The organism is Polynucleobacter sp. AP-Nickl1-40-C4, assembly GCF_035012665.1.
Taxonomy (GTDB): domain Bacteria; phylum Pseudomonadota; class Gammaproteobacteria; order Burkholderiales; family Burkholderiaceae; genus Polynucleobacter.
Genome location: NZ_JAYGQR010000010.1, coordinates 15,236 through 32,201, shown reverse-complemented (window position 1 = coordinate 32,201; position 16,966 = coordinate 15,236). Strand labels below are relative to the sequence as shown.

Below are 16,966 nucleotides of genomic sequence, written 5' to 3'. Positions count from 1 at the left end.
TCATGTCAGTAAAAACAGAGCAACTAAAAAAGTATTTACCAACGATGCAGGCTGAAATAGCCCTACACGTCTCAGGTGAAGAGGGTGAGCCGGTAGTTTTTATGTCCCATTCCATTCTGTCCTCTAGCGGGATGTGGGATGAACAGACTGAACTATTAGTCGCAAATGGTTATCGAGTGGTTCGCATGGACACCAGAGGTCATGGTGGATCTGATGCAACAAAGCCGCCTTACTCAATGCAGGATTTAGTGGTCGACACGATCGAGGCTATGAACGCCTTAAATATAGAGAAAGCGCACTATGTCGGCCTATCTTTAGGCGGTATGACTGGTTTTGGTTTGGCGCTTGATTATCCCAATCGCTTTCATCAATTCATTATTTGCGATGCTCGTGCTGATGCACCTCCTGCATTTTCTGCGCCTTGGGATGAGCGAATTGATATTGCAAAAGAAAGCGGATGCGGTGCATTGGCTCAATCGACTATTGAGAGATGGTTTGGTAAGGCTTTTGTGGAGGCGAACCCAGAAGCGGCTAATAAGCTATTGGCAATTGCATCAGACACATCCGTTAATGGGTTTGTAGGTTGCGCAAGGGCAATTCAAGGACTTAATTACCTTCCAAACTTAAATCAAATTAGCGCTCCAACAACCCTGTTGGTGGGCATTAACGATGGTCCCTTGCCACAAGCAATGGCAGACATTCAAAAGCTAATCCCAAATTCAAAACTCGAAGTAATAGAGGGCTCTGGACATCTACCAAATATAGATAACAGCACTCGTTTCAATGATTTATTGATAAGCGCATTAAAGAGCATTTAATTTTTAACACACCACTTTTAGTCAGGAGAAATAACATGAGCGAACAAATTCAAATTAACCAAGACGGAAGAGTCCTACGCGTTACCTTTAATCGCCCAGATGACAATGGCGTATCAGATCGTATGGCAGGCGCATTGATTCAAGCCTTAAATACAGCGCATGAAACATCTGACATGGTTGTAATTCGTTCAGTTGGCCCTGATTTCTGTACCGGCCGCGTGCGTGGACCTGATTTTCCACCTGCGTCTCCAGAGGCATATACACGCAGAGATGAATATGACTCAATCTTTGGGGCATACGGAGCTATTCGTGGTTGCAAGGTCCCTGTAATTACCGTTTTAGAAGGCAGGGTAATGGGCTTTGGTACGGCGATTACTGCACTGAGTGATATTTCGTTTGCTAGCGATAAAGCAACTTTTAACATCCCTGAAATTGAACATAACGTCATGCCAACTATGGTCATGTCTGCTGTTTACGATCGTTTGAACCGTAACGCAATTTTATGGATGGCCTACTCAGCTGACTTTATCAGCGCTCAGCAGGCATTGACTTATGGCCTTGTAAGCCAAGTCGTAACGGCTGACAAATTGAATGCTGAAGTAGATCGCTTCTGTAATTTATTGCTAAGCCGTCCGCGTCCAGCAATTCTTGGACTCAAGGAGTACATGCGTGTTGCGCCACGTATGGATGACCAAGCTGCAATTGATTACGCAAGAGCATTGCACTCGATGGTTAACACCTCAGCAGCAATGAAGAGGCCTCACTAATTCACCTTTTAAAGAAATAAGGCATCTATGGAAATTAACGGTAATCAGCTAATCAATGTGCCCCAACACAATGTTTGGGACGCATTGTTTAACCCAGAAGTTTTGAAGAAGTGTTTACCCGGTTGTGAATCGGTCGAAGTGGTAAGCCCTGAAGAATTCAAGATCGTTTTAATGGCTGTTGTTGGCCCTTTGAAAATTAAATTCAAAGGTAAGCTCTTGATGAGTGATGTTAAGGCGCCAAATTCATGTCACATGGCATTTGAAGGTCAGGGTGGTGTCGCTGGTTTTGGTAAGGGGACAGCAGATATAACTTTGCAAACAGTTGGCAGCGACACTCAGTTGACATACAAAGCAAGTGCTGAAGTTGGTGGAAAGTTAGCTCAAGTTGGTGCCCGATTGATCGAGGGTGTCGCTAAGAAGATTGCCGATGATTTCTTTATCGCCTTCCGTAAGCAATTAAGTGGTGCAGATGAGCCAGCCACTAATGCTGAGCCGCCTAAAAAGACTTCGCTCAAGCCATTGGACTCAAAGCGTGAAGGTAAGTCTGTTGAATCTATTCCCCAAAAGACGCAGGGTACAGGAGGCATGGTTCCTGCATGGTGGTTGGTTGTTGCTTTATTTTCGGGCGCGACTATAGCCATAGCGTCAGGGCGATTAATGAACTAAATGTGAAAGTGGAGAGACAGATTGAATACAAAAGTAATTAGCAGAAGAAAAGTTTTGATAGGCGGTGCATTAGGATTAATAAGCACCCTATCTTTTGGGCAGGCCAAGGTTGAAAATTCAGGCAAGACAGTCAAAATCGTTATTGGCTTTCCTCCGGGTCAAGCAACCGATTCGGTAACTAGACTGTTAGCCGATAAGTTACGTCAAGTTACGGGCGATAACTACATTGTTGATAATCGTCCGGGGCAGGGTGGAAGTATTGCTTTGGGCTCAGTGGCTAAATCTCCGGCTGATGGAAGTGTGATGTCGGTGGTTCATATGTCCGCAATTGCCGCCAATCCACATCTGTATCCAGCGGTGCCTTATGAGTCTCTCAAAGACTTTGAACCCGTTAGCCTAATTGGCGACTTACCTTTTGTATTGGTTTGCAATCCATCTCTGCCATTTAAGAATATTAAAGAGTTCATTGCTTATGCGAAAGCCAACCCAGAGACATTGACTAACGCTTCCTCTGGAAATGGCACGGTTTCACATCTGGCAATGGAGAAACTTAAGCGCGATGCTGGAATCAAGATGACCCATGTTCCATACAAGGGAAGTGTTGCTGGCTTAACGGATGTTATCTCTGGAAACGTCTCAGTAGCATTGGAAACAGCTTCTTCCGTAAAAAATTATGTTGATTCAGGTAAGTTGAGAGCTCTGGCAATTGGAAGCTCCAAGCAACTTGGCGGTGTATTTGCTGGTGTTCCAACTTTGGCTCAGAGTGGTTTTAAGGACATTAATGCCGTTACTTGGTTGATGATCATCTATCCCGCAGGAACGCCTAAGTCAATCGTTAATTCAACATACGCTGCACTATCCAAGGTTATGAGTAGTCCAGAGGTAGAGCAAAGTTTATTAACTATCGGTTGCATACCCCGTGTCAGCAAGAGCCCAGATGATGCTGCAGCTTACCTGCGTAGCGAATATAAGTATTGGGGAGATGTGGTTAAGTCTAGCGGCGTTAAGCTGGAATAAGAGCGCCTTACATGGGCATGTTGAATCATCAGCTAAGTATGACGGTGTTAATGACGCCTGACACGGCTAATTTTTCTGGCAATGTCCATGGTGGCTCCATCCTAAAGCTACTTGATCAGGTAGCTTACGCCTGCGCTAGTCGTTACACTAAAAGTTATGTTGTAACGTTAAGTGTTGATCAAGTAACCTTTCGCCAGCCAATTCACGTTGGCGAAATGGTTACCCTCCTTGCCTCTGTTAATTACACAGGCAAGACTTCAATGGAAATTGGCATCAAGGTGATTGCCGAAGATATACGAAGTCAGGTTGTTAGGCATGTGAATAGCTGCTTTTTCACAATGGTTGCAGTTGATGACAACTTCAAGCCTATTGAAGTGCTTCAATTTAACCCATCCACTGCTGATGAGGTGCGTCGCAATAACATGGCGAAACAGCGAAAAAAACTTAGATTAGGCTTAGAGGTTGCTATAAAATAATTTGTAGAGTCTGCGCCTAATCTCCTTTGATTGTTGGGGCTACCAATCTAAAGCTGCAGCCCTTAGAGACCTTAATTAATATGGTTTTGTAATTCGCGTTTCGGTCGGATATATAAAAAAATTTTTGGACTTCATTCTCCTAAGATATAGCCATAAGATGAGGCTTTCAATATGAGAAAGTATGATTTGGAAAGGTTGGGAGCTTGCTTGACCTTGGAGCCTCTCGGTCGACTGGGTGGGGTACCTGAAAAGTCGGGATTGGTTATAAAAGAAGCCCCCGGGTACCCATGGACCTAGATACAATTTAGATACAAATCCTCGATATTAGATACATTTCATTTGGGTGGAAGTACAATAGTCCTGTTAATACTTGGCTCTGAGCGTCAACAAATTCTTTGGTTATTCCGGCCTCGGGCACCAAAGACACTCATCCCTCATCTATGAATTTACCTAAACTTCTCATTTGCTCTAGCTTGATCTTTTCATCTCTTGCATGGGGCGTTGATGTTCTCGAATTTAATTGCAAGCGCTCGGAAAAGGGCTACACCGAAGAGTATGAGATGAAATTGATGCTCTCCTCGGGCGCTCAAAAGGCCAAGATCTTTTTAGATGGTCGTGACCTAGATCAGTCAGATATGTATGGAACACAAGACGTCAAGAGTATCACCTTGGCCCGCCCCAATATCTTGATATTGATCGAGGCGAATTTTCAGCCTGAAGAAATTATGGGGGTTTCTTATCCTGCAGGTAATGTCATCACCAACATTACGCTTGACCCAGTAACCGGTAAGTTCAAGAAGGTCGAGAAAATACAGGGTGGTATCTTGGGTGCAACTATTGGAAACGGCACCCACACTAGTGAAGAGACTTGTTTTCCCTCGAAAGCGCCCTACAGAACTAAATAAAACTTAGTTTGGCTCGGTTACAAACCCGAGCTTGGTTAAGCCAGCACGGCGCGATGCAGCCAAAACCTGCGCAACATATTCATACTTCACGGATTTATCAGCTCGCAGATTGATCTCTGGTTGAGGATCTTTCTGAGCCGCTTTTTCTGCATAGCCATCAAAGGTCTTTAAATCAATGGGGGTACTGTTCCAAAAGATTTGACCATTGGCATCAATTGATAGCTGAACTGACTCAGGCTTTACTTCATTGCGAACGCTATTAGCCTTTGGAAGCTCAACCTTTACTGCTTGCTGAATCACAGGCAGGGTGATGATGAAAATAATCAACAGTACCAACATGACGTCCACCATCGGCGTCATGTTGATTTCCGACATGATGTTGTCGTCGTTTTGGTCGTCTTGCATATGAAAAGACATGACTATTCTCCGGAGTTAACGCGGGCACCAGTAACGAAGTAGGCTAATAGATCATTGCCAAAGCGATTGAGGTCAGCTACAAACAATTTATTGGCGCGATTAATTGCGTTAAAACTCAATACGGCAGGGATAGCAACTGCAAGACCAAGGGCAGTCATGATGAGCGCTTCGCCAATGGGGCCAGCCACTTGATCAAGTTGTGCGCTTCCTGAGCTGCTGATGGCAATCAGGGCATGGTAGATGCCCCACACGGTGCCAAACAAACCAATAAATGGAGCAATAGCGCCAGTAGATCCTAAAAAGGTTAAGCCCTTCTGTAATCCCGCTGCAATGCTGTCAACGCTGTTCTTAAGGCTTCTTGCCATCCACTCTGAATAGTTCAGTGTTTGCAGTAATTCACGGTGATTGGTGGATTGACTTTGGTGGTGCGCAGATGCTTTGGTTGCTGACTTCGCAATTTGGTAGTAAGGGTTGATAGCATGGTTGCTAAATGCTTGTAGGCCTTGATCAAACGAAGTAGCGCGCCAGAATTGCTCAAGCTCAGTTTTGAGTTTACGTAGATTGCGTAAATCCCAAAGTCGAGTTAGGAAAATGACCCAAGTCACTATAGAGCAGGTCAGTAGGGCAATTGCCACAAATCGAGTAATCGCATCGCCTTCAAGCCAGAGATTTGCTATGCCAAATGGTGTATTCATATTGATTAATTCTTGAGATTAAATTTGATTAAAAGATTGGTGGAAATTCTTTGGGGTGAGCCATTTACTAAAAAAGGTTTAAAGCGATAACGTCTACCGATGTCAGTTGCAGCGCGATCTAGTCTGGGGAGGTTGCTAGATTGCAGTAATGCCACATCCTCTACGTTGCCGCCCTCATCAATAATTAAACGCACTACTACTGTACCTTGTTCCCCAGAGCGTTTAGAGAATGATGGATAGTAAGCATCTGCATCAGGCTGATAAACCACAATCAGTTTACCAATGTCAGTCTGAATAGGTGTACCGCTAGCACCCCCACTAGTAGCAGGGGCTACAGCAGCATTTTGTTGTGGTGCATCGGATTTGCTTTGAACCTGGTTCGCAGGCGTTGGCGGCTGTGCCTGTGTGGGACTAGGCTTTTCTGAGGGCTTATCCTTTGGCGTTTCTTTAACCGCTTTCTTCTCTTCTTTTGGTTTAGGCGGAGTGGCAGCAGGTGGTTGTTGAGTTTTAGAGGCTTCAGGACTAACTAAATTTGCCATGACGCGCTCATCATCCATTTGCGGCGGGCGCTGACTAAAGTGCAAAAACTCGAGAGCAGGGAGTGCATGCAAGAGCACCACGATGCCAATAATGATTCGTTCAGTTTTGTTGAACGGAATATAACCATCTAATTTTTTCAGGAAAGCGCTCATCGCACTTCACCTAGGATATTTGCTTCTATGGAATGCAAAGTTAAATCGGCAGACATGAGATCTTGCGCCATCGACATCAGAATAGCCTCATCTTTGCTGCTGATAAACAACATCGATCCATGTTCTTTGCCATCGCTCTTTATATTGAGAGACTCTAGCTGTCTCTTCAGTTGTCTTACTACGGCATCACTAGTATCAATTATTATAATTGATTCACCGAGGAGCTTGCGAATGGCTTTTCTTAAAAAAGGGTAGTGCGTGCAGCCTAAGACCAAGGTATCAGCGCCTGCAACTTGAATGGGCTCAAGATGTTTTGCTAGCAACTCTAAGGTTTCTTCGCTATCCGCTTTACCAGACTCTATCAACGGCACCAATCCTGGGCCAGCTTGTTTGATGAACTGACAATCATTTGGCAGGGTATTTATTAACGCATTGAACTTATCGCTCTTGAGAGTCGCCTCAGTAGCAAGGATGCCGACTATATTGTTTTGCGATTGCATGGCTGCTGGCTTAATGCCTGGCTCAACCCCAATGATCAGAACAGAGGTTGACTCCCGAATTTGTTTAATCGCTTCAGCGGTTGCAGTGTTGCAAGCAACTACGATGGCGTCACATCCTTTGCTAGCTAGATAGTTGCATAGAGCGAGGCTGCGCTTTGCAATCCACTCGCTTGATTTTTCGCCGTAAGGCGCGTTGGCTGAATCAGCAAGATAAATATAGTCATTCTGGGGCAGCTGACGCAGAGCCTCATCCAATATGGATAAGCCTCCAACGCCAGAATCGAAAACCCCGATGAGTGCCAATGTGGACTATGCTTGCTCTGTAATGAAGTTGTTAGGGTGTTAAGCAATCTTCACTGGAATGCCGGCAATCTTCGCTTGCCATTCACGGGGACCTTCATTGTGCATCGAGATGCCTTCTGAGTTCACTGCAACAGTTACTGGCATGTCTTTGACATCAAACTCGTAAATGGCTTCCATGCCTAAATCGGCAAAGCCAACTACTTTAGAAGTTTGAATGGCTTTAGATACCAAGTACGCAGCGCCGCCAACAGCCATTAAGTAAGCTGACTTATGTTTCTTGATGGCTTCAATCGCCTCTGGTCCTCGCTCAGCTTTACCAATCATCGAGATCAAGCCAGTTTTGGCAAGCATCATCTCAGTAAATTTATCCATACGAGTTGCAGTAGTAGGGCCTGCTGGACCAACTGCCTCATCACGTACTGGATCAACTGGTCCAACGTAATAGATCACGCGGTTTTTAAAGCTCACTGGCAACTCTTCGCCTTTAGCGAGCATGTCTTGAATGCGCTTATGAGCGGCATCACGACCAGTCAAAATCTTGCCGTTCAGTAATAGTGTTTCACCAAGTTTCCAACTAGCTACTTCTTCAGCAGTGAGGGTGTCTAAATTCACACGCTTGGATTTTTGAACGTCTGGTGTCCAAGTTACATCTGGCCAATCTGAGAGTGAAGGGGCTTCGAGTTTCGCAGGACCATCGCCATGTAAGTGGAAATGAATGTGACGAGTCGCCGCGCAATTCGGAATCATGGCTACTGGCAATGAAGCAGCATGCGTTGGGTAATCCAAGATCTTGATATCGAGCACAGTGGCTAAACCACCTAGGCCTTGAGCGCCGATGCCGAGTTTGTTTACTTTTTCATAGAGTTCGAGTCGTAGTTCATCAACGCGATTTTTAGGTCCACGCTCAATGAGTTCTTGAATATCTACGGGACCCATCAGTGCTTCTTTAGCCATGAGCATGGCTTTTTCTGGTGTGCCGCCAATACCAATGCCGAGGATGCCTGGAGGGCACCAACCTGCGCCCATTGTAGGAAGGGTCTTGAGAACCCAATCCACAATGGAATCAGAAGGGTTGAGCATGACCATCTTGGCTTTGTTTTCTGAGCCACCACCTTTAGCCGCACAAATCACTTCAACATCATCGCCCGGGACGATTTCATAGTGGATCACGGCTGGGGTGTTATCACCGGTATTTTTTCGTTTGCCTGCTGGATCTGCCAACACTGAAGCGCGCAACATATTGTCAGGGTTAAGGTATGCGCGACGCACGCCTTCATTCACCATATCTGTGACGCTCATGGTTGCATCAGGCCATTGAACATTCATGCCGATTTTGAGAAAGACCACAGCAATGCCGGTATCTTGGCACATCGGTCTATGACCTTCGGCGCACATACGGCTGTTGGTCAAAATTTGAGCAATCGCATCTTTGGCACCATGACCTTGTTCCAATTCATAAGCCTTGCCCATGGCGGTAATAAAGTCCTTGGGATGGTAGTAGGAGATGAATTGAAATGCGTCCGCAACGCTTTGAATCAGGTCGTTTTGTTTGATATTGGTCATGGTTATCTGCTTATTTCCACATTATTAGTAAGGTTTGCCCTATTTTAAGGGTTTGCCATAGAGCAAATCCCCAGTGTTTTCACTTATCTTCTAAGGTCTTGAGACTCTAAATATGCCATTTTGCGACATTTTCTCGCATTTGTTGTTGATTTTAGATTATTGATTATTAGATAGAGGGCTGTGAAGCATGGAACCATTAAAGCAAGAAAACCGCGTTTTTAACCCACCTGCAGACTTTGTAAAGGGTGCGGCAATTCCAGGTATGGAGGCTTATAACAAGCTCTGTGCTGAAGCCAATTCAGATTACGACGGTTTTTGGGGTCGTCTTGCAAAAGAGAACCTCTATTGGAAAAAGTCCTTTACCAAGGTTTTAGATGAATCCAAGGCGCCTTTCTACAAATGGTTTGAAGATGGCACCACTAATGCTTCATACAACTGTTTAGATCGCCAAGTCGAGGCCGGCTTAGGTGACAAGACTGCCATCATTTTTGAAGCAGATGACGGCACAGTTACTAAAGTAACTTACAAAGAGATGCTCGAGCGTGTTTGCAAAATGGCAAACGCATTGCGCAAGATGGGTGTTAAGTCTGGCGACAGCGTCATCATTTACATGGCAATGACGATTGAAGGCATTGTTGCTATGCAGGCATGTGCGCGTATTGGCGCAATTCACTCTGTAGTGTTTGGCGGTTTCTCTGCCCAAGCCTTACGTGATCGCATTATGGACGTGGGTGCAGTTGCAGTGATTACTGCTGATGGCCAGTTCCGCGGTGGCAAAGCATTGCCACTCAAAGCAATTTGTGATGAAGCGCTTTCTACGGGCGAGTGCCCTAAGGTTAGGCATGTAATAGTTAGTAAACGCACCGGCACTGATGTCACCATGCAAGCAGGGCGTGACGTGTGGATGCAAGAGATCGTAGCGAACGAAGCGACTACTTGCGAGCCAGAGTGGGTGAGCGCTGAACATCCATTATTCATTCTGTACACATCTGGTTCAACCGGTAAGCCAAAGGGTGTACAGCACTCAACAGGTGGCTACCTTTTGTGGGCCATTCTCACAATGAAGTGGACTTTCGACATTAAGCCTAATGACGTGTTCTGGTGTACTGCCGACATTGGTTGGGTAACGGGTCACTCTTATATTACTTATGGCCCACTCGCAGTTGGCGCTACTGAGATCGTATTTGAAGGCGTGCCAACCTATCCAAATGCTGGCCGTTTCTGGGACATGATCCAAAAACATAAAGCCTCTATTTTCTACACAGCACCAACTGCAATTCGTTCATTGATCAAAGCATCCAGCAATGATGAAGCAGTGCATCCAAAGAGCTACGATTTGTCATCACTGCGCCTTCTAGGTTCTGTAGGGGAGCCAATCAATCCAGAGGCATGGATGTGGTACTATGAGCATGTTGGTAATTCAAAGTGCCCAATCGCAGATACGTTCTGGCAAACAGAAACTGGTGGTCACATGATTTCACCATTACCAGGCGCAACCCCAATGATTCCTGGTTCATGCACATTGCCATTGCCAGGTATTCAGGCGGCGATTGTGGATGAGGCTGGTGTAGATGTTCCTAACGGTCAAGGCGGTATCTTGGTTGTGAAGCGTCCATGGCCTTCTATGATTCGTACGATTTGGAATGATGCAGATCGTTTCGTGAAATCCTATTTCCCAGAAGAATTGGGCGGTACCTTGTATCTGGCAGGTGACGGTGCAATCCGTAACAAAGAGACTGGCTACTTCACGATTACTGGTCGTATCGATGATGTATTGAATGTTTCTGGTCACCGCATGGGAACCATGGAAATTGAATCTTGCTTAGTGGCTAATCCTTTAGTTGCTGAGGCAGCAGTTGTAGGTCGTCCTGACGAGCTGACTGGTGAAGCCATTTGCGTATTTGTTGTTCTGAAGGGCGGACGCCCAACTGGTGATGAAGCCAAGAAGCTTGCTACTGAGCTACGTAACTGGGTAGGTAAGGAGATCGGCCCGATCGCTAAGCCTAAGGATGTTCGTTTTGGTGATAACTTGCCTAAGACCCGTTCTGGCAAGATCATGCGTCGTCTCTTACGTGTGATTGCTAAAGGCGAGGAAGTAACTCAAGACACCTCAACCCTGGAAAATCCACATATCTTGGACCAGCTCAAAGAGTCTCTGTAATAAGCTAAATCAAGATTTAGACCAAACCCCTTCGGGAATCGTATAATCATCGGTTCCGGAAGGGTGGATGAGCGGTTTAAGTCACACGCCTGGAAAGCGTGCGTAGGTTAATAGCCTACCGCGGGTTCGAATCCCGCCTCTTCCGCCATGTATCAAGAAAACCACCTTCGGGTGGTTTTTTCTTTGGAACTTACCGTAATATCTTGCTAATTAAGATTTAAAAATAAAACCAATTAAAAGATGGAGAAAATATGATCTTTGCAATTTTGTTGATGGATAAGCCTGGTACTGCTGACTTGCGTGTACAAATCCGTCCAGAACACCGCGCATACTTGGCGCAACTTTCTGACCGCATGGCTTTTGCTGGACCGATGACTTCTGATGACGGTAAGACTACAGTTGGTAGCTTGCTCGCAATCGACTTTCCTAGCAGGGCAGATGTGGAAGCTTGGTTAAAGGATGAGCCCTATACCAAGGCAGGTGTTTATGAAAAGCCCATCATTAATGTATTTAATAATATGTGGGAGCAAAAAGCAGGCTTTCCGCCAGCGTAAGACGCTTGATCTCGAGAGAATTAAAAAAGCCGCTTGTCAGCGGCTTTTGATTTATTTGGGCGTCAAAGCTTATAGAGGCTTTATTTGCAACTTCTTAAATTTAATAACGCCACCAGCAGATTGCAGGGCAATAGGGCCTTCAGAATATTTGCTATCTTGGCCATTCCCTACTGTGACCACACCATTCATCATGACCTTAAAGTTGGAGCCATTTGCAATAATCTCCATGGTGTTCCAGCGTCCACCAGCCTTAGGTACTGGGTCAACTTTGGCAACATCCACAATAGCGCCGGTCGCATACGCTTGTTCAGGACGGGTATCCCAAATATTAATTTCATAACAAGTGGATTGACTCACCTTGTTAGGGTCTTGGCAGCGAATGAAAATGCCGCTATTCGTATTGGACTCAGCATAAAACTCTGCTTTGATGATAAAGTTTTTGTAAGTCTTAGCGCTAACTAAAAAACCATTGGGTTTATTGCCTTCGACAATACCGTTACCAATGACCCAGTTGGCGCTTCCAATAATGTTCCATCCACTCAAGCTCACGCCGTCAATCAGATCAGTAAACCCGTCTGAACTTTGGGCGTTAGCAACACTACCGATCGATAGGGCGGCAAGGCATGCAATAGATAAGGCCAGTTTTTTGATGAATATTTTCATGGGTCTCCTGAGGGGGTATATTTATTATTCTGCGTTCATTTTCATTGTTGCTGATATCGCCCTATAAAGACAAGTAGATGCTTTCCCTCACAAACCCCCGAATAAAGCGATGGTCTCTGCGTTTGGCGGGACTTTTTATTCTGATAGCCGCCTTATTCTGGTTGGGAAGCCATTTGTTGCTGCCTGGCTTGATTAAAAAGTCCCTAACTGAATATGGCAACAAGATTGGTTATGAGATCTCCTATCAAGACCTCAGTCTTTCTCCGTTGCGGCTGAGGGTGGAGCTTGATGGTCTTCACTTGGCAAAAGAAGGTGGCTCTAAATTGCTGGAATTTAAAAAGCTAGCAATTACCCTCAAGTGGACAAAGCTGGCTATAGGGGTGCTGGGCTTTGATGAGATTTTGCTGGAAGAGCCTAAAGTGTTGGTCGAGAAGAGTCCGCCTAAGGGCATGCACGCAGGGTCCTGGAATTGGCAGGAATTGATTGCTGCCGTTGAAAAGGCGATGCCTCCTACAGACCCCAAAGAGCTCAAGAAGCCTCTCAAAATATCGATCGATGAATTTATCGTCAGTTCAGCTTCTTTAAGTTTGGTGGATGATTCGAGCAAATTAAAAGAATCACTCAACCCGTTTACGATGAAGTTGCTTAATATAGCCAATTACGATAAGGATGGTTTAGTGACTGGGGTCCGTGGTCAATACGACTTTAATCTTGGTGCCTTGCAGTTATTAATACCTGGAATCAATAAAACTATTGCGTATCGCCATGTTGCTATTACAGGTGGATTGGATAATCCTCAGCCAGGTAACTTAGGCGCGCAGCTCAACTTGAAGTTGGACGATGGTGAGATACGCTCACACTGGGATTTCAATACCAGCTCGAAGTCAGTTAATGGCAAGCTAGAAATTCACAATCTTGCAACCTCGCCAATCGTCGCTCTATTGCCGGCTAATAAAGAGCTCATCGGTACCAGTGGCTTGATGAACGCCGATCTAACTGTGAAAATAGGCGGCGAGACTGATTCAGTTGCGGGCGATATTCATATTGCAGACTTAGCAATACTAGAGAAAGGGCAAAAAAATCCACTGATTGTTTGGAAGATGGCGGATATTCGTCAGTTTGAATATCAATCCGTTAAGTCAAAACAGGGTTCCAACAATAGCCTCTCAATAGATGAGTTGGCCATTGATGCGCCAACCCTGCAATTTGAAATTAATGAAGAAGGGTTCTCAAACTTTAGAAGGCTATTTGCTAAGTCAGCAGTAGAAACAAAGTCTGAGCCTGTGGCTGCCTCTAAGAATGCAGATCCTTCTACATTCAGTTTGGATATTCGATCCACCCTTCTGAAGAATGGGGAAGTGTACTTTTCGGATATGGCGATGCATCCTAACTTCAAGGTGGATGTGAAGAGGTTCAATGCCACTCTTTTGGGGGTTAGCAATACTCCTGGTCGATTTGCCACTGTGGCGATGGATGGCGTTGTTGCTGGCTCGGGAAGTATGCGAGTAAAAGGTCAAGCATCATTTGATGATCCACGACGTAATCATGACATCTTGATGAGCTTTAGAAACCTTCCGCTGACTGCCTTCAATCCTGCAGTCATGACATTCGCAGGCTATCAAATTACCAGTGGACGACTAAACCTCAATCTCAATTACAAAGCCAATGATGGCGAACTCAATGGAAGTAATCAGATCATTATTAAGAAGGTGGTGCTGGGTGATGAGGTGCCGGACTTTACTGGCAAAAAATTACCGCTAGGCTTAGCAATTGCTTTATTAGAAGACTCTGATGACACGATTGACGTAACGGTTCGCATCGCAGGCAATGTCGACTCTCCAGAATTTAGTGCCAGTGGCTTGGTTTGGCAGGCCATAAGTAATGTTCTAACAAACGTAGCAACAGCACCATTTAGAGCTCTTGCATCTATTTTAGGAATGGCTGGTGAAGAGGGTGTTAATGCCGTACCTGGAGAAGCAGTATTCCTGGTTGCTGATCAAGATCGCCTAGAAAAATTTGGCGAGTATTTGGTGAGGCGCCCGAACTCGAACTTAGAGATCATCGGTACTTATGATCCTGTGCAGGACAAGAAGGAGCTTGCAAGAGCTAAGGCAGATGGTGCCATTTTGCTAGATGCTGGTTTTAAGTTGACTCCTGGAGAGCCAGTACCCACCCCATCATTTACAGACCCGAAAGTACAGTCAGGCCTGAAGGCGGCATATGCCCAATACATAGGGCGCATCAAGCTTGGGCAACGTCTATTGACGCTTCCAGATGGCGAGAAGCGCAATGAGCAACTGCATGAGGAATTAATCGCTGGAATAGGTATCACTGATGCCGAGCTTCAAGAATTGGCGAAAAATAGGGCGATGACGGCCTATGGCTTCATGGTTAAGGCTGATCCCAGTCTTAAGGACCGTATTCAGCTAGGTGATGTGAAGACTGTAGAGGTTGGAAAAGAGGGCATACCTCTCGATGTTGAGATCAGAATCAAGTAGACTTGAGGTCATGAATTCAACAAAATTGCCCATTCTCCCTGTAATTACATTCTTAGTCGCTTTAGGCCTTGTAGGCTGTGGCTCTATTGAATCGGCTGCCCAAGACGATTGCACATCAATTGGTTGGCAAATTGGCAGCAAGGGTTACCAGGATTGCTACAAAGCCAGACTGTATGAGCGCAAGTTGGACTACTCACTTCCTCCTGGCGACCAGCCTTCACCATCCCTCCTATAGTAGGGTAAACCCTTAGTTAAAGTCCTTGAGCGCCGTCAAGGACATAGGACCTTAAATAACCCAAAATTAAGCGTTATTTTGCGTATTGATGACCGGCTAAGTATTTGGCTTAGCAGGGTTTTTTGATGCGCAAAGTGGGATAAGGCTCTGCATTGGTGCTGAGTACAAAATAGCAATAAATAGAAAATTAGAGACTACGAACTATGAATCATCCAAAGCCTTCTGGAGAAGTCAAAGCAGTTGCTGTTGCAACCGCAGATGATTTGAGGGAAACCATTCGCCGTAAGAGCAAATTGAAGGGGCGTCAAGCGGATGATGTTTCAGTTGCTGAAGTTCGTCAGCTCATTGGTAATGCGCCACATCGTCGTGACCTATTAATTGAAAATCTTCACAAGCTTAATGATGAATACCGCGCTTTGCATGACCGACATTTAGTGGCATTAGCCAAGGAAATGAATCTGCCAATGGCAGAGGTGTATGAAGTAGCAACTTTCTACCACCACTTTGAAGTAGTGCGTGGTAACGATCCAGTCGCGGATATCCTTATTCGCGTTTGTGACGGCATTGCCTGTGAATTGGCGGGGGCGCAAAACCTATTGGCCAAGTTGCCAAGTATCTTAGGTAATCCGAATATCAAAGTTGCTGCAGCTCCATGCGTGGGACGTTGCGAGCAAGCTCCTGTAGCTGTAGTTCATCAGTATCCAGTCTTGTTTGCCACAGTGGACAAGGTAGCGACTGCTGTAAAAAATAAGTTAACCACCCAGCCCATAGCTAAAGACGATGCCGTCTTTGATCCTGCAGCCTTAGCAGAGCAGGGAGTTTCTCCTCAGGGTGAAATGCAAGCCGTTTCTCCTGACTATGTTGGCTATGAGTCATACCGCGCAAAAGGTGGTTACGCTTTAGCTAAAGAAATTTTCGAAGGCAAGAAAGATGCCGAAAGCATCATCAAAGCGATGGAAAGTTCTGGCTTACGTGGCTTAGGCGGTGCAGGATTCCCGGCGGGTCGTAAGTGGCGCATTGTGAAAGATCAAGTAGCCCCTAAATTGATGGCAGTGAACATCGACGAAGGTGAGCCAGGAACATTTAAGGACCGCACTTACTTAGAGCGTGATCCACATCGTTTCTTAGAGGGCCTGCTCATTGCAGCCAGCGTGGTTGGTATTGATGCTTGCTATATCTATTTGCGTGATGAGTATCACGGCTGCCGTGAGTTGCTTGAGGCTGAATTGGTAAAGCTCAAAGCTAATCCGCCATTTAAATTACCGAATATTGAATTACGTCGTGGCGCTGGCGCCTACATCTGCGGAGAAGAATCCGCCATGATTGAAAGTATCGAAGGTAAACGTGGTGAGCCACGGATGCGCCCTCCATATATTGCACAAGTCGGTTTGTTTGGACGCCCAACGCTCGAGCACAACTTTGAAACTCTGTACTGGGTGCGTGACATTGTTCAGCGCGGACCAGAATGGTTTAGTTCATTCGGTCGTCATGATCGCAAGGGCTTGCGAAGCTTTAGCGTGAGCGGGCGCGTGAACAAACCTGGTGTGAAGTTAGCCCCAGCAGGCATCACGATTCAAGAATTGATTGATGAGTACTGTGGTGGCATGCAAGATGGCCACAAGTTCTACGGCTATTTGCCTGGTGGCGCATCGGGCGGTATTTTGCCGGCGACCATGAATGACATCCCGCTCGACTTTGATACTTTGCAACCTTATGGATGCTTTATTGGTTCTGCTGCAGTCATGGTGTTTAGCGACAAAGACAAAGCGCGCGATATGGCATTGAACGTGATGCATTTCTTTGAACATGAGAGCTGCGGTCAATGTACACCTTGCCGTGTTGGCACAGGTAAAGCAGCCAAGTTGATGCAAGCCAAGTCATGGGATCAAGAAACCTTAGAGGACTTAGCCACCGTGATGGTGGATGCTTCTATTTGTGGTCTTGGCCAAGCGGCACCAAACCCTATTCGTTGTATTCATAAATATTTCCCTGAAGAAGTTCAATAAGGAAGTACCTTAATAAAAATTCAGGGAATA

At 45.6% G+C, this 16,966-nt stretch carries 17 protein-coding genes and 1 tRNA gene; 12 read left to right on the top strand and 6 right to left on the bottom strand.

The window, feature by feature from the left end:
* Positions 1–2 precede the first annotated feature (2 nt).
* The 6 genes from VC182_RS10560 (at position 3) to VC182_RS10535 (ending at position 4,649) form a co-directional block, all read left to right on the top strand.
* A complete protein-coding gene (locus VC182_RS10560) occupies positions 3–818 on the top strand; it encodes an alpha/beta hydrolase (protein WP_323485265.1) in 816 nt (271 codons plus the stop codon).
* A gap of 35 nt (positions 819–853) precedes the next feature.
* Complete coding sequence (locus VC182_RS10555) at positions 854–1,585, top strand: enoyl-CoA hydratase/isomerase family protein (RefSeq protein ID WP_323485264.1); 732 nt, start codon at positions 854–856, stop codon at positions 1,583–1,585.
* 27 nt (positions 1,586–1,612) lie between these two features.
* Positions 1,613–2,251: a carbon monoxide dehydrogenase subunit G gene (locus VC182_RS10550; RefSeq protein ID WP_323485263.1), complete on the top strand. Its 639-nt coding sequence runs from the start codon at positions 1,613–1,615 to the stop codon at positions 2,249–2,251.
* A gap of 21 nt (positions 2,252–2,272) precedes the next feature.
* Entirely contained in the window at positions 2,273–3,268 is a 996-nt protein-coding gene (locus tag VC182_RS10545) for a tripartite tricarboxylate transporter substrate binding protein (RefSeq protein WP_323485262.1), read from the top strand.
* Positions 3,269–3,279: 11 nt separating this feature from the next.
* Entirely contained in the window at positions 3,280–3,744 is a 465-nt protein-coding gene (locus VC182_RS10540) for an acyl-CoA thioesterase (protein WP_323485261.1), read from the top strand.
* Between the two features lie 440 nt (positions 3,745–4,184).
* Positions 4,185–4,649 carry a hypothetical protein gene (locus tag VC182_RS10535; protein ID WP_237767778.1) on the top strand — a complete coding sequence of 155 codons (465 nt, stop codon included), beginning with the start codon at positions 4,185–4,187 and terminating at the stop codon, positions 4,647–4,649.
* 3 nt (positions 4,650–4,652) lie between these two features.
* Here VC182_RS10535 and VC182_RS10530 read toward each other — a convergent pair whose 3' ends face one another.
* Genes VC182_RS10530 through VC182_RS10510 form a run of 5 tightly spaced genes read right to left on the bottom strand, consistent with a single transcriptional unit; the run spans position 4,653 to position 8,819 of the window.
* Positions 4,653–5,066 carry an ExbD/TolR family protein gene (locus VC182_RS10530; RefSeq protein WP_072583546.1) on the bottom strand — a complete coding sequence of 138 codons (414 nt, stop codon included), beginning with the start codon at positions 5,064–5,066 and terminating at the stop codon, positions 4,653–4,655.
* Positions 5,067–5,068: 2 nt separating this feature from the next.
* On the bottom strand, positions 5,069–5,761 hold the full coding sequence (locus tag VC182_RS10525) for a MotA/TolQ/ExbB proton channel family protein (protein WP_216243795.1): 693 nt from the start codon (positions 5,759–5,761) through the stop codon (positions 5,069–5,071).
* Positions 5,762–5,766: 5 nt separating this feature from the next.
* Positions 5,767–6,453: an energy transducer TonB gene (locus VC182_RS10520; protein WP_323485260.1), complete on the bottom strand. Its 687-nt coding sequence runs from the start codon at positions 6,451–6,453 to the stop codon at positions 5,767–5,769.
* Positions 6,450–7,256, bottom strand: a complete 807-nt coding sequence (murI, locus tag VC182_RS10515) for a glutamate racemase (RefSeq protein ID WP_323485259.1) — start codon at positions 7,254–7,256, stop codon at positions 6,450–6,452. The genes VC182_RS10520 and murI overlap by 4 nt, the downstream gene beginning before the upstream one ends.
* 39 nt (positions 7,257–7,295) lie before the next feature.
* Positions 7,296–8,819, bottom strand: a complete 1,524-nt coding sequence (locus VC182_RS10510; RefSeq protein ID WP_323485258.1) for a fumarate hydratase — start codon at positions 8,817–8,819, stop codon at positions 7,296–7,298.
* Positions 8,820–9,006: 187 nt separating this feature from the next.
* On the opposite strand from VC182_RS10510, the gene acs reads away from it, so the two are divergent.
* From acs to VC182_RS10495, 3 genes are all read left to right on the top strand, one after another.
* The gene (gene acs / locus VC182_RS10505; RefSeq protein WP_323485257.1) at positions 9,007–10,980 is read left to right on the top strand and encodes an acetate--CoA ligase; all 1,974 of its coding nucleotides are present in this window, start codon (positions 9,007–9,009) and stop codon (positions 10,978–10,980) included.
* A 57-nt stretch (positions 10,981–11,037) separates the two neighbouring features.
* A tRNA-Ser gene (locus tag VC182_RS10500) sits at positions 11,038–11,128 on the top strand.
* Between the two features lie 103 nt (positions 11,129–11,231).
* Positions 11,232–11,534, top strand: coding sequence for a YciI family protein (locus VC182_RS10495; RefSeq protein ID WP_216191969.1), 303 nt, complete (start codon positions 11,232–11,234; stop codon positions 11,532–11,534).
* Between the two features lie 69 nt (positions 11,535–11,603).
* Here the strand turns inward: VC182_RS10495 and VC182_RS10490 are convergent, their stop codons facing one another.
* Positions 11,604–12,197, bottom strand: a complete 594-nt coding sequence (locus tag VC182_RS10490; RefSeq protein ID WP_323485256.1) for a DUF1080 domain-containing protein — start codon at positions 12,195–12,197, stop codon at positions 11,604–11,606.
* A 122-nt stretch (positions 12,198–12,319) separates the two neighbouring features.
* Between VC182_RS10490 and VC182_RS10485 the strand changes: the two genes are divergently transcribed.
* From VC182_RS10485 to VC182_RS10475, 3 genes are all read left to right on the top strand, one after another.
* Positions 12,320–14,695 carry a DUF748 domain-containing protein gene (locus VC182_RS10485; protein ID WP_323485255.1) on the top strand — a complete coding sequence of 792 codons (2,376 nt, stop codon included), beginning with the start codon at positions 12,320–12,322 and terminating at the stop codon, positions 14,693–14,695.
* Between the two features lie 10 nt (positions 14,696–14,705).
* A complete protein-coding gene (locus VC182_RS10480; protein WP_143143917.1) occupies positions 14,706–14,930 on the top strand; it encodes a hypothetical protein in 225 nt (74 codons plus the stop codon).
* A 203-nt stretch (positions 14,931–15,133) separates the two neighbouring features.
* Positions 15,134–16,936 (top strand): NAD(P)H-dependent oxidoreductase subunit E, encoded by a 1,803-nt coding sequence (locus tag VC182_RS10475; protein WP_323485254.1) that lies wholly within the window; start codon positions 15,134–15,136, stop codon positions 16,934–16,936.
* Positions 16,937–16,966: the final 30 nt, after the last annotated feature.

Coding starts and splice junctions, on each gene's coding strand:
- VC182_RS10560 (WP_323485265.1), top strand. CDS start 3: ATGTCAGTAAAAACAGAGCAACTAAAAAAGTATTTACCAACGATGCAG.
- VC182_RS10555 (WP_323485264.1), top strand. CDS start 854: ATGAGCGAACAAATTCAAATTAACCAAGACGGAAGAGTCCTACGCGTT.
- VC182_RS10550 (WP_323485263.1), top strand. CDS start 1,613: ATGGAAATTAACGGTAATCAGCTAATCAATGTGCCCCAACACAATGTT.
- VC182_RS10540 (WP_323485261.1), top strand. CDS start 3,280: ATGGGCATGTTGAATCATCAGCTAAGTATGACGGTGTTAATGACGCCT.
- VC182_RS10535 (WP_237767778.1), top strand. CDS start 4,185: ATGAATTTACCTAAACTTCTCATTTGCTCTAGCTTGATCTTTTCATCT.
- VC182_RS10530 (WP_072583546.1), bottom strand. CDS start 5,066: ATGTCTTTTCATATGCAAGACGACCAAAACGACGACAACATCATGTCG.
- VC182_RS10525 (WP_216243795.1), bottom strand. CDS start 5,761: ATGAATACACCATTTGGCATAGCAAATCTCTGGCTTGAAGGCGATGCG.
- VC182_RS10520 (WP_323485260.1), bottom strand. CDS start 6,453: ATGAGCGCTTTCCTGAAAAAATTAGATGGTTATATTCCGTTCAACAAA.
- VC182_RS10510 (WP_323485258.1), bottom strand. CDS start 8,819: ATGACCAATATCAAACAAAACGACCTGATTCAAAGCGTTGCGGACGCA.
- acs (WP_323485257.1), top strand. CDS start 9,007: ATGGAACCATTAAAGCAAGAAAACCGCGTTTTTAACCCACCTGCAGAC.
- VC182_RS10495 (WP_216191969.1), top strand. CDS start 11,232: ATGATCTTTGCAATTTTGTTGATGGATAAGCCTGGTACTGCTGACTTG.
- VC182_RS10490 (WP_323485256.1), bottom strand. CDS start 12,197: ATGAAAATATTCATCAAAAAACTGGCCTTATCTATTGCATGCCTTGCC.
- VC182_RS10480 (WP_143143917.1), top strand. CDS start 14,706: ATGAATTCAACAAAATTGCCCATTCTCCCTGTAATTACATTCTTAGTC.
- VC182_RS10475 (WP_323485254.1), top strand. CDS start 15,134: ATGAATCATCCAAAGCCTTCTGGAGAAGTCAAAGCAGTTGCTGTTGCA.